The following is a 12,988-nucleotide window of genomic DNA, read 5'->3' on the forward strand; positions in this document are numbered from 1 at the left end:
CACTAAATTCTAACCTAAGGTTGCCAGCAATGCCGCACCTGTCGAATTTAAACTTGATACTGTTTGGTCTAAATTTAAGTATTTGGCACGCAAAATTTGTTCTGTACCAGCCAACCTTAACTCCAACGATAACCTTTCATCAAATATCTGTTCTCTTTGATCTTTAGCACTATTTTCTCTAGATTTAAGTAATCCACTATAACTTGTATATTCTTCAACGTAATCATAAAGACGAACGGCAATACCTTGTTCTTCGTCGGTAAATAAAGCCGCAATTTGATCGAAGTTATCATCTAATGCGTTTTGGAGACGCTCATCACCACTGCCTAAACCAATTTTGTCGCTAGTACTAATTTCTAATTCGTTGTTATCGTTATATTCAATACCTAACTGGAAAAGACCACCCAAAGTTGATGAATCAATAGAAGAAAACAGAATATTGTTAATACCAGTTTGTATGCCTCTAACCAAAGAATCGCCGGCCAATGACCCATCATCTTCTAAGTCAGATTCACCGTATTTGGTTAGTAGCTTTATCTCAGCTTGAAGGGCGTTAAAGTTTGTTACGAACTCTCTGATAGTTTCTTCAACAGCTTCTTTATCAAAGCCAATACTCAGTCTAGAGGTTTGAAAAGTAATGCCATCAGCTTTTAAATCAGAAATTTCGGATGCTTCGAAACTGACGTTTTCTATTACATTCTTAAATTTATTGGTTTTACTTTCTACGTCAATACCATCGATAGTGGCTTTGGCATTTTGCGCCGAGGTAACGGGCGCTAAATAAGTTGCACCTTCGGTAGAGTCAGTTGTAGAAACAATATTCAATTCAGCCACATCGTTATCGTTGACAATAACTAAATCATTTCCATCACCTGCAGTACTCGATGTGAATACTAATTTGGCGCCACCCGCTACTGTACCCGTATCAATAATGCTGGCAGTTACACCAAAGTTATTCTCAGAAGAATTGATAGCATTTCGCAAGTCTTGTAATGAATCACCTGCGTTTAAATCAATTGTAAATGAGTCGGCAGTTGCATTAATTTTAAAAGTGAGGCTCGCGGTACCGGCACTTAAAACAGTGTCAGCAGAACTCGCAAAATCAGCATCTGCAGTTTCAATTCGACTACCGCTAGCGAGTTGTGTCACAGCTATATTATAATCACCTTCTAAGGCACTATTACTAGCTTCAGCGGTAAAGGGCTCAATATCTGATGGGTTTTTTATGGTCGGCTCACGACCTTTCAGGTTGGTTTCGCTGCGCAAGTCATCGAGTGTCTCTTGAAAATCTTCAAGTTTGGACTTTAACTTACCAATACCTGATATTTCCGCTTCAACCGAGTTTTCTCTAGCATCTAATGCTGCAGTTTTTGGTTTGCTCTCGGCCTCGAGTAATTGCGTCACAAGACTTTCTAGATCTAAACCTGAACCTACACCTAATGACGAAATTGACATATCACACCCTCTTCCAATAATATTTCAAAGGATAACGTTTACATTAATAAAATGATATTAAACCTGTTTATTAAAGAGTAAACCTACCGCTGTGCCGACCTCTGTTTGCAAGTCCTGTAAACGTTCTGAGAGTTTTAACACCTCTTCAGTAGGGATTTGCCGAATAATCTTTCCAGACTCAGAATCGGTTACTTTTACTACTTGTTTGTTACTGCCTTCATCAACTGAAAAATTAAGCTGCCTACTATTGTTTTTTACAAATTCACTTAGTTGTGAAACAGCATTTTCAATTTGCTCAGCGCTAACATCAATCGACTCTTGTTCCTCTATTTCGGCTGAAACAGATAAATCTTTAGCTTGTTGTTGTCCAGCTTCCGAAATATTCTCTGTTGTACGATTGCCTCGAATTGACTCTGGTGCGACATCTACTTTTTGCAAAGCAAAATTTTGGCCAACTTGTGATGCATTAATTTCCATAAATCACCTCCTAATATAATACTAGTGGCTACTCAATTGTAGCCACTAGATGCATTATTGTGAAAATGTTAAATTTTAGCTCAGTAATGACAAGGCAGATTGCGGTCTTTGGTTGGCTTGACTTAATACCGACAAAGACGCCTGCTGAATTATCTGATTTCTGGTCAATTCAGCCGTTTCAACAGCAAAATCAGTATCACGTATACGTGAACGAGCACCTGCAATGTTCTCAGATATATTGCTCAAGTTACGAATAGTAGATTGAAAACGGTTTTGCAAGGCCCCTAAATCGGCTCGTGCACCACCTATAGCTGAAATGGCTTTATCTATCGCAGTTAACGCTCCCGATGCCCCTGCAGTAGTAGCAACAGTTGTATCAGCTAGACTTAGACCTGAAGCGCCAAAACCACCGGTTCGCTGTAGAGAGACAGTGATGTTCTGCCCGCCATTTGCTCCAACCAAAAAAGTAGAAGAATAAGTTCCATTTAATAGTTCGGTATTAGCAAACTGAGTATCAGAGGCGATCCTGCTGATTTCATTTTTTAATGCCTTGACTTCTTTCTGCAACGCGTTGCGGTCAGCAGACGAGTTGATACCATTTTGCGATTGCACTGCTAAAGTACGAATACGTTGTAATGAAGTAGTCACTTCACCTAACGCACCTTCCGCTGTTTGCGTAAGTGAAATAGCATCATTGGCATTTCGAACGGCTTGATTCAAACCTTGAACTTGTGTGGTTAAACGGTCTGAGATCTGCAAACCAGCGGCATCATCTGCGGCACGATTTATCCTAAAACCTGAAGACAATCTTTCGAAAGATGTATTCAAAGATTGCCCTGAACTAAACAGCTGGCGCTGAGCATTCAAAGACGAAACATTTGTATTAACAAATAAACTCATAAAAACCTCCTGAAAACTCACCACACGCCGATAACGTGTTTGTACCAGTAAGTTTGCCTCAAATTTGACGGTCAAGAACCTCTTCTTGGCCGTCACCTCACTTACCTCCATTAGCGGCACCTCTACCGCTAAAAGAGACTAAAAGTGATCAATTAGACCACCCCTCGACTAACGTTATCGACCCTCACTAGAGAAACTTTAGTTTTTTTTACGTTTTTATTTTGGCAGCTCAATCGGGGCTATTTAATTGGACTCAATGATATAAATAATATTGCTGCTTTTGGTCTTCACCCTATTTCAATATTGATTGTCAGCCAACCAAGAAATAACAGAACATTTAGGTAAGAGTATTATTTTGTGCTGCATTTTCGCTGCTTGAAAAGAAATATCCATTTCTGCATAGCGACGTATTGCCTAAAAACGACAGAGGCTTGCTGATCGACTGAAGCTCTCTGAGAGAACAATTATTCATACGGATTGGTATTAACAGGAATGAGTATTACAACTGCGGAAAAATGTAGAAATAAATTTTGGCACGCTACATGCTTTAGTAATTGGGATAGCTGACTAGTTGTGAAAACATTAAGTCGCTAATGAAAAAAGGCCGGGGAAAAAACCCTTTCAGGTGTCCCCGACCAACTTGCTCACGTTAGGAGATGGAGCAAATAAGGTTTCTGTCCGACTGGCAGGGTTAGAAGAGCTGAATACTGGCCTCTCAACCAAACTTCTACACTCTCGGTCTTGTTAGTCGGCGTTTTAATTTACACATCTAAGATGTAAACCAAAACAGAAATTTTGTTTGTACCGCAAGGCTTGCATACAATGCGCCTTAGGCTGTTTGTTTAAAAAAGGCCGGGGCAAAACCTTTTACAAGGCGTCCCCGACCAACTTGCTCACGTTAGGAGTTGGAGCAAACTTGGTACTGGCTATGGTACAAACTCAGATCAACCATAGCTTATAAATAGCGCCCTCCCTAGCATAACATAGCAACAATCCATCATTGCTTTTTTAGGGCAAAGCCCCGGGTGGCCTCTCATTTCCTACCCTCTAGATTTTTTACTTTTACCTTACCAACTGACTAACCCAACAACTGCAATGTGGCTTGTGGACGCTGATTCGCCTGCCCTAATACCGTAATACTCGCTTGTTGAATGATCTGCCAGCGGGTTAATTCTGCCGTTTCTACGGCAAAGTCTGTATCCCGAATACGACTTCTTGCCGCTGATACATTTTCAGAAATATTACTTAAATTTCTGATCGTTGACTGAAAACGATTTTGTAGCGCACCTAAATCCGCGCGCTGGGCATCGACAATCGAAATCGCTTCCGATATTGCTGTCATTGCTGCCGAGGCCTGTGCTTCAGTCAGTACAGAAGTATCAGCTACAAATAATCCAGAAGCTCCAAATCCACCGCTTCGCTCAACATTGACATTGATAGTTTGCCCCGCGTTAGCACCTACCAAAAATGCCGATGAAAATACGCCATCTAATACGTTCACCCCGCCAAATTGCGTTGTGGATGCAATACGACTCATTTCATTCTTCAATGCTGTCACTTCTTTTTGTAATGCGACCCTGTCAGCAGATGAATTAATACCATTTTGAGACTGTATCGCTAACACCCGAATACGTTGTAATGCAGTAGTCGTTTCGGCTAATGCCCCCTCAATAGTCTGCGACAAAGATATACCATCATTGGCGTTTCTAACGGCTTGATCTAGACCCAAAACCTGAGTCGTTAAGCGGTTTGAGATCTGTAGCCCTGCGGCATCATCTTTTGCGCTATTAATTCGAAAGCCCGACGATAATCGTTCAAAAGCCGTATTTAAATTATTATTCGAGGTAAACAACTGACGAGTTGCATTCAACGACGACACATTAGTATTAACAAATAAACTCATTTTTCTCTCCTAACCGTACACTGACTTTTATTTTTGTTTTTAATGTCAGTGATATTCTGATATTGCTAAAATTATAATTGACATATTTTGTGCGTAATTGGCACGCCATATGCTGTATATCAATTGCTAGCTGGTACCCTGGTTAGCATTTTTGTTGAGTGTTAGATACACAAAAAACAAATGCAAAAAGTGTGAGCTTATGCTCTAGCTGACAGACAGAATTGATGGCCTAAACCTCAATACCTCACTACCTCCTGGCGTCTGTTCTGTCTGTTAGCGATTTAACAAAAAAAGCCTCGGCTTAATTTGCTAAACCTAATAAATCTCACCCTAAAACTTGTTGTAACGTGTTGATAATATTTAATAATATAAATCCCTCGGTCGGTTGCAGCCTGTCCCCACAATTTGCAATTCGACCGTTTTTTGTTTATCTACCTGGCTATATATTCTAGATAAATAGCGACTATCCTCGTATTCTTAGTTGCAGCCTGCCCCCGCAATTGCTCAACAATATTGCACATAATTAGTCTCTATTTAATTAACCTTGTAATAACTGTAATGCTGCTTGTGGCCGCTGATTAGCTTGTCCTAACACAGTAATACTAGCTTGCTGAATGATCTGCCAGCGGGTCAACTCTGCCGTTTCAACGGCAAAATCAGTATCACGTATACGGCTTCTTGCCGCTGAGACATTTTCAGAAATATTACTTAAATTCCTGATAGTGGATTGAAAACGGTTTTGTAGCGCACCTAAATCCGCGCGCTGGGCATCAACAATTGAGATAGCTTCGGTTACAGCTGTCATGGCGGCCGATGCTTGTGCTTCTGTTAGTACAGATGCATCTGCCACAAATAATCCAGAAGCACCAAAACCTCCGGCTCGCTGAACATTGACACTAATGGTTTGACCTGCGTTAGCGCCTACCAAAAAAGCTGATGAAAATATGCCGTCTAAGACGTTCACACCACCAAATTGTGATGTGGAGGCAATTCGACTCATCTCATTCTTCAATGCCGTCACTTCTTTTTGCAGTGCAACCCTGTCTGCAGAAGAGTTAATGCCATTTTGAGATTGTATCGCCAACACCCGTATTCTTTGTAAAGCGGATGTAGTTTCGGCGAGTGCGCCTTCTATAGTTTGAGACAAAGAAATACCATCGTTAGCATTTCTAACAGCTTGGTCTAAACCCAGAATTTGTGTGGTAAGACGGTTGGATATTTGTAAGCCTGCAGCATCGTCTTTCGCATTATTGATACGAAAACCAGATGACAAGCGTTCAAACGCGGTACTTAAATTATTGTTCGACGTAAACAACTGACGAGTTGCATTCAACGACGACACATTCGTGTTAACGAATAAGCTCATTTTAAATCTCCTAACGATTTTTTTGTAAACACCACCCGGCTATTTTTATTATTAGTTGCCTTGATGGTTACAGAGCCTTTCTTTTATTATTATTCAGCTTCTGTAAAGGCGTTCGCTTATATTTTTATTAGATGCGTAACGTCTATGTACATGTATCGTGCTTTGATTAAAAATTCTTTAGGAGAAAAACAAACTACTTTTTTAATTTCTTATATTTCAAATAGTTAGACAACGAAAAAAGCCGGAGAAATTCTCCGGCTGAGCTCTTTTTCATTAGAGAGAGTGAGCGAAACTCTCAACTGTTCGGTTCTTATCAACCCAGTGCACTACCTCCTGGCTTCTAAGTCCCTAAACAGAAGAAGGGTCTCGAAACCTAGGCCAATCGAAGGTTAGTCTGAATAAATGACTAACCCAGCAAAGATTAACCTAGTAAAGATAGAGCCGATTGTGGACGCTGATTTGCCTGACTTAATACTGTCAAACTAGCCTGTTGAATAATCTGGTTACGGGTTAATTCCGCAGTTTCAGAGGCAAAATCAGTATCTTTGATCCGGCTTCTTGCGCCAGAAACATTCTCAGAAATGTTGGTCAAGTTACGAATTGTTGATTGGAAACGGTTTTGTAATGCACCTAAATCGGCACGTACACCACCAACAGCAGAGATGGCTGTTGTAATAGCCGTAAGAGCTGCTGACGCACCGCCTACAGTAGATACATCAGTTGTGTTCACGCCTAAACCAGATGAACCGTATCCCTGCGATCTTTCCAAATTAACAGAAATATTCTGACCACCATTAGCTCCTACTAAGAACTTAGCTGAATAGCTACCATCCAAAATATTTAAATTTCCGAACTGTGAATCAGTTGATATACGAGTAATTTCAGTTTTAAGGGCTGACACCTCTTTCTGCAACGCAACACGGTCAGCAGATGAGTTGATACCATTTTGGGATTGTACTGCAAGTGTACGGATACGTTGCAGTGATGTAGTTACTTCGCCTAACGCGCCCTCAGCTGTTTGCACTAATGAAATAGCATCATTAGCGTTACGTGCTGCTTGGTTAAGGCCTTGTATTTGGGTAGTTAATCTGTCAGTGATCTGCAAACCTGCAGCATCATCAGCCGCACGGTTAATACGGAAACCTGAAGACAAACGTTCAAAAGACGTATTTAAAGATTGCGCTGAATTGAACAAATTACGTTGCGCGTTTAATGATGATACATTGGTATTTACGAATAAACCCATGGTTTTTCTCCTACACTCTCAGTCCAGACGATGCTGGCGACTGAATAATTCTTATAATTATTCAGCTGGTTAATTAACACTAATAGAGTAACGATTTTGTATTTAAAAAATCATTACTACTGGCTCTCTCACAGATTGTATCGACCCATTTAAAATTCCCTTTAACAAGAATTTGCCATTTTTCTCATTAGCGGCAAAATTTTGCCGCCTTTGCATTTAGTTTTCACTTGAGTTTCAATGGGTTAAATTAGATAAAAAAGTTTTTAATATGCAGCTAAATTGGTTAAAAAAGATTGGAAATAAGGCAGTTCACAATGCTTTTGTAGATTTATGTGAGTTTAATCAACAATTATTTTGCTGCTATAGAGAAGCAAAAAATCACATTAGTGCTGAAGCTGGAATTTGTATTCTTACTCTCAATAAAGAAGGTAAAGTATGTAATATAAATCGACTTAAAATGGCTAATGTGGATCTTCGTGATCCTAAGTTAAGTATCACCCCTGATGGTCGTCTGTTACTCATCGCCTATGCACGGAAAACTAATCATAACAATGGCACCTTGTCCGTAAGAAATTTATGTTGGGTATCTCAAACAGGGCATAGTTGGTCATCCCATAGAGAATTTGCAGCAAAAGGAGGCTGGTTGTGGCGAGTGAGATGGCAACAAGATATTGCCTATGGTTTTGCTTATAGCAAAAAGAACAATACCATCCATTTGTATTCTGGCGATCCTAGGCGTAGCTTCCATTGCCACCAGCCCAATGCCCTTAGTTTACAAAAACATAATAAGGGTTACCCTAACGAGAGCGATTTGTTGTTTGAAGACGATAACGCTTACGCAATTGTTAGGAGAGATGCAGATAGTTATTCAGCACAGTTAGGTACAAGTGGTTACCCCTACAAAAAATGGCAGTGGCTTGATCTTGGCTTATATATTGGCGGGCCTGTCATGCTAAAAATCGCACCAAAGGTTGCCATAGTAGCGGGTAGGATAATAAAAAAAGGAAAGCTGGTAACGGGTTTAATGCAACTAAATTTATCTAATGGCAAATTATTTGAGTTAGGAATATTACCTTCGGCTGGCGACAATAGTTACCCTGGTTTAGTACTTGATGGGCAAATACTTTATGTCAGTTATTATTCATCACATCAAGATAACAAAAGTAGCGTATATTTAGCGCAACTAGATCTCAGTTTACTTATAAACAAAGATGAACTGGCTTAGTGTTGAAACACAGCCGTAAACCCAAATTAGATATAATCAAAAAGAGTGGTGCCTGTTACCAAAGAAAATGTGGCTTGAGCTGCTTGTAACGCAGTCTCTTGCCGACTCAATTCCGATACTGCCTCGGCATAATCAACTTCTTCAATATTTGACCTAGATGTCTTATTGGCAATTTCTAAATCCATATTCGAAGAACGTACAGAGTCTGCCACGTTCCTTCTGCCACCGATTGCAGATATAGCGTTACCCATAGCTGTCAATGAATTATCTACACCAATTACGGCATCTGATAACGCTTCATCAAAATTACTGTCGGAGATATCTTTGTTATAAAGGGCGTTTACAAAATCATTTAGGGTTTCTGCAATATTCTTTTTTGCTGGAGGCTCTAGTTGAAAATCTACTGTGTCGCCTGTAGTGCCTGTTATTTCAATTTCCAAACCATTAAATAAAAACCCATCGCCACTAGAAAAATCAACGGTGTCGATTATAGCTCCAGTACCTACATTGGTGACTTGCGCCTGAGTGGCAGATAATACTGTTACTCTAAAATCATTATTTGTCGCATTCACAGCATCATAATTAGCAGTGTGAAATTTATCGAAAGCCGTTTGTCCCTGTATAGTTAACTTAGAAGATGTGGCACCAACAGAACCTGTAATGTCGGCTTTAAATCGTGAAAATACATCTTCAAATACATCCCGACCTGAATTATTAGCCTGCAAAGTAACAGTGTCTGAAACCTTAATTTCCATTTCGCCTTGGTCGCCTTCAAAGTTATATTTGTTACCCGTGGCACTGGCGTTATAACTAAAAGCAGGGGAAGCCGATTGAAAACCGGCAAATATATATTCCCCTGCTGGGTTGCGGCTATTCATTAAGTCAAAGATGTGATCTCGAATTTGCTCCATTTCAATAGCTATCGCTTGTCTATCGTCAGCGCTAATAATGCCATTACCTGATTCAATCATCAGCACTCTAGCCTTATTCACTGATGTATTAATACTGCTTAGTACGGTTTCTTCCTGCTCTAAGCTGTTAGTTAGCAGGTTATTATTCTTGTTATATTGTTCTAGAAGGCTTATTTCTTCAGTTAGACGTAATAGCTGAGAAGTGCCTACGGGGTCATCCGATGGACGTAGTAGTTTTTTACCTGATGCAAGCTGTGTTTGAATATCCGACAAAGTACCTTGGTTATCCAATACCGATTGGATACTGCGGTTATAAAGTTGTTCTGTTGAAATACGCATAATTTACCTAACTTGTGTTTTAACTAACTACGCTAAGAATTGTATTGAATAAGTCCTGTGCTGTACTTAATAATCTGGCTGCCGCTTGATACGACTGTTGATATTTAATCAAGTTAGCGGCCTCTTCATCCAAACTCACTCCAGATACCGATAGAAACCAATCTTCAGAGCTAGCTTTTAGTGCGTTGGCAGATTGTAAGGCAATGTCTGCACTGGCCGTTTTTTGACCTACATCACTCACTATATTGGCATAAGCTTCATGAAAACTAACGGTTTCACCCGAGCCACTGTTATCAACTTGCAAATTCGTGACATTTTGTAAGTCCGCCATTAACAAGCCGTTACGGTTGTCGTTCACCCCATCGGTATTAAATCCAATGGTAAAGCTATCTCCCGCTTTGGGAATACCTGCCAAAGAAAAATCATATCCTGGGTAGTCATCTAAAGCACTAAAAGCAGCAGGCCATGTGGGGCCAGCTCCAGAACTTTCAGCTTGGGCCAGTAAATTGCTCATATCTGTAATTCCAGAAACCACAGTAATAACAGTGCCTGCACTATCCAATACTTGAAATTCATCACTGGCTGTAAATACAATTTGCGCTGGCGCGCCGACTGTGCCACCAGGAGCGGCTCCTGGTCCATGAATATCACCATTGCCATCGAAAGCTGACACTCTGTTATCAGCAAGAGTGTTGTCAACATAAGTATTGCTGACAGTAGTAGAAAGAAGCTCTGCATCACCCAAATTGCCTGCAGCTGCATCAATTCTAAGGGGGCCAGCAAGGGCCAAATCTTCCGGCCGGGTCATTGTAACTTCAATTAAATCAGCAGTATTTTTAGTAGGTTGAATTAAAAATTGATCGCCGACAGTGTAGTTAGTACCAGTTGAAAATTCTAATTCTAAACCACCAATCACAGAGGTAAATGTGCCATCTGCGGCTTCAACACCAGTAAAAGTTTGACTAATCGCCACGCCATTTGTATCTGTGACCGCACTACCATCAGCATTGAGCGCGGATACAGTAATTCCCAGAGTAGGAGGCGCTCCAGGGGTCACACTGTCGATGGTTATTTCATAATCAGCACTGCTGATATCAGCAGCTGCTCCTGGAGCAATACGCCCAGTGACAATACTATTTGTATTGCTATTACCTTGATAATCTAAACCAATAAAGTCAGGCAAGGTAAATATATTGCTACCCAACTGTTTGTCATAATCCATACCTTGACGATTTTGGGTATTCATTGTTTCGGTAATAGCTAAAGCAATTTGTCCTAGTTCTCTACGACTAGTCTCTAACACTTCATCACGAAACCTAAACAACCCACCTATAGAACCGCCTAAATCTGTTTCTAATATCGACAGCGTAGTAGGTTTACCATTACTCGTCAGTTCTAATGATTTAGCATTTAAGTCGGCATCATTACTGACATCAAATACACTAAATGAGCCATCCTCCATGACTAATGATTCACCCGAAGTTAAATTGACCATAATAGCGCCGCTATTGTTAGAGCTTGCACGGGTTTCAATAGATACCAGGCTGGCCAAATCTAATATTGCTTTGTCCCTTTGATTTAATAAGGCTCCAGGTTCATCATTTCTCAGATTGGCCTCAGCAATCACAATTGATTTATTGAGGTCGGAGATTGTTTGTATTAGGCCATTAACTTGATCAATATTAGTTTCGAGTTCTAAATTAAACTCTTCTTCTTTTTGTCGCAAAAATCCGCTCACAGTACCTATTTGACCAACCATGGACTGGGCTTCAGTAAGAACTGATTGTCTTGATGCGATACTAGTTGGATCGTCTGATGCAGTTTGTATGGCTGCAAAAAAACGGCTCATGCTGCTAGCAATACTATTTGATTCACTAGCAAACATATTATCTAAAACCGAAGTTTTAGTATAAAAAGCCTCAAACTCACTTTGCATAGTGGTATCACGACGCAACTGGTTTTGAGCAAAAACATTCAGCACTCGTTCTGTGGTTGACTGTCCCACCCCACCCGTTAATTGGGTTACAAAATTAGTACGCTCACGAACAAAACCTTCTGTATTAACATTGGCAATGTTGTTACCGGCAGTGGTTAATAATTGGTTACTTGCATTAACACCACTGGTCGCAATTGAAAACAAGTCGGTATTACGAGTCGTTGAATTAGTATACAAAGTGTGTTCTCCCAGACTTGATAATTAATACATTATTCATGGCAAATAGCGCTTTAATTGTTCGCCATCGAGTACAGATAGCACCTTATTCGCATAGTCTGGATCAGTGGCATAACCGGCTTTTTGCAATTCTGTAAAATAATCCTGTGGCGATTGGCTTTGCTTTACCGCCTCTTCATATCGTGGGTTTTGTTTTACAAACCCCACATAGTCTTGCATTGAATCAGCAAATGAGTCGTAAACTCTAAATGGCGCTCTTTTTGTTGCCGGCACTCCTTGTTCAAACTCGATAGTCTTTACCATCGCCCGGTCCCCCTGCCAACGTCGGTCTGCTTTAATACCAAACAAGTTATGGGAGTTTTGACCTGAAGTATTGTGGATCATGTGTTGACCCCAACCAGTTTCAATTGCGGCTTGTGCCAATAGTGCTTTGGGGTCAATACCTAACTCTGCTGCAGCCTCTTGTGCAACTGGGTAAAGTTGTTCGATAAAAGACTTAGCATCGTCAAAAGCAGCTGTTTTAAAAGACTGAAATGTTTTTATTGGCTGATTACCCAATACTTCGTCTTGGGCTTTTTGAGTACTAACGATAGTATTTCGATTAATGCTGGAAAGGTTACCGTCATTACGCAAGGCGCCAGCAGGCATATACCCATCACCGGTTTTACCTAATTGGCGCACAATAATATCAGCTAAACCAATACTGCCATTGCTGGCTAAATCACTGGCTATCTGGGTATCATGCATATCCCGATAGAATTTAACTTGCTCTGAATTAAATGGGCTGTCTTTATCCGCCATCACATCTTGCGCTTTACGCATAGACTTAAGCATCATCTGTACAAAGATAGCCTCAAATTGTTTGGCTGCTTCATCAAGCGCCTTACTATCACCACTTTGCGCTGCACGGCGCAACGCATCCAAGCCTTTAATATCATTAGCATTTCTGGATAATTCGAGAGGATTTTGAGTGACAATAGACTGGTCCATTAT

The 12,988-nt window shown here is 40.5% G+C and carries 10 protein-coding genes; 1 reads left to right on the forward strand and 9 read right to left on the reverse strand.

Features of this window, described 5'->3' with window-relative positions:
• Nucleotides 1-9 precede the first annotated feature (9 nt).
• The 6 genes from fliD to GARC_RS18765 form a co-directional block, all read right to left on the reverse strand.
• On the reverse strand, nucleotides 10-1,455 hold the full coding sequence (fliD, locus tag GARC_RS18740; protein WP_007623178.1) for a flagellar filament capping protein FliD: 1,446 nt from the start codon (nucleotides 1,453-1,455) through the stop codon (nucleotides 10-12).
• Between the two features lie 57 nt (nucleotides 1,456-1,512).
• On the reverse strand, nucleotides 1,513-1,932 hold the full coding sequence (locus GARC_RS18745; RefSeq protein WP_007623180.1) for a flagellar protein FlaG: 420 nt from the start codon (nucleotides 1,930-1,932) through the stop codon (nucleotides 1,513-1,515).
• 75 nt (nucleotides 1,933-2,007) lie between these two features.
• Nucleotides 2,008-2,832, reverse strand: a complete 825-nt coding sequence (locus GARC_RS18750; RefSeq protein ID WP_039990074.1) for a flagellin N-terminal helical domain-containing protein — start codon at nucleotides 2,830-2,832, stop codon at nucleotides 2,008-2,010.
• 1,078 nt (nucleotides 2,833-3,910) lie between these two features.
• A complete protein-coding gene (locus tag GARC_RS18755; RefSeq protein WP_007623184.1) occupies nucleotides 3,911-4,735 on the reverse strand; it encodes a flagellin N-terminal helical domain-containing protein in 825 nt (274 codons plus the stop codon).
• Nucleotides 4,736-5,273: 538 nt separating this feature from the next.
• Nucleotides 5,274-6,101, reverse strand: coding sequence for a flagellin N-terminal helical domain-containing protein (locus GARC_RS18760; RefSeq protein ID WP_007623186.1), 828 nt, complete (start codon nucleotides 6,099-6,101; stop codon nucleotides 5,274-5,276).
• A gap of 421 nt (nucleotides 6,102-6,522) precedes the next feature.
• Nucleotides 6,523-7,347: a flagellin N-terminal helical domain-containing protein gene (locus tag GARC_RS18765; RefSeq protein WP_007623189.1), complete on the reverse strand. Its 825-nt coding sequence runs from the start codon at nucleotides 7,345-7,347 to the stop codon at nucleotides 6,523-6,525.
• Nucleotides 7,348-7,615: 268 nt separating this feature from the next.
• On the opposite strand from GARC_RS18765, the gene GARC_RS18770 reads away from it, so the two are divergent.
• A complete protein-coding gene (locus GARC_RS18770) occupies nucleotides 7,616-8,572 on the forward strand; it encodes a hypothetical protein (RefSeq protein WP_007623191.1) in 957 nt (318 codons plus the stop codon).
• 26 nt (nucleotides 8,573-8,598) lie between these two features.
• On the opposite strand, the gene flgL is transcribed toward GARC_RS18770, so the two are convergent.
• From flgL to flgJ, 3 genes are read right to left on the reverse strand one after another with little or no spacing between them, the layout of a single operon-like run.
• Nucleotides 8,599-9,822, reverse strand: coding sequence for a flagellar hook-associated protein FlgL (gene flgL / locus GARC_RS18775; protein WP_007623193.1), 1,224 nt, complete (start codon nucleotides 9,820-9,822; stop codon nucleotides 8,599-8,601).
• 19 nt (nucleotides 9,823-9,841) lie between these two features.
• Nucleotides 9,842-11,995, reverse strand: a complete 2,154-nt coding sequence (flgK, locus tag GARC_RS18780) for a flagellar hook-associated protein FlgK (protein WP_007623195.1) — start codon at nucleotides 11,993-11,995, stop codon at nucleotides 9,842-9,844.
• Nucleotides 11,996-12,031: 36 nt separating this feature from the next.
• A complete protein-coding gene (flgJ, locus tag GARC_RS18785; protein WP_007623197.1) occupies nucleotides 12,032-12,985 on the reverse strand; it encodes a flagellar assembly peptidoglycan hydrolase FlgJ in 954 nt (317 codons plus the stop codon).
• Nucleotides 12,986-12,988: the final 3 nt, after the last annotated feature.

It is taken from the genome of Paraglaciecola arctica BSs20135 (genome assembly GCF_000314995.1).
Lineage (GTDB): Bacteria > Pseudomonadota > Gammaproteobacteria > Enterobacterales > Alteromonadaceae > Paraglaciecola > Paraglaciecola arctica.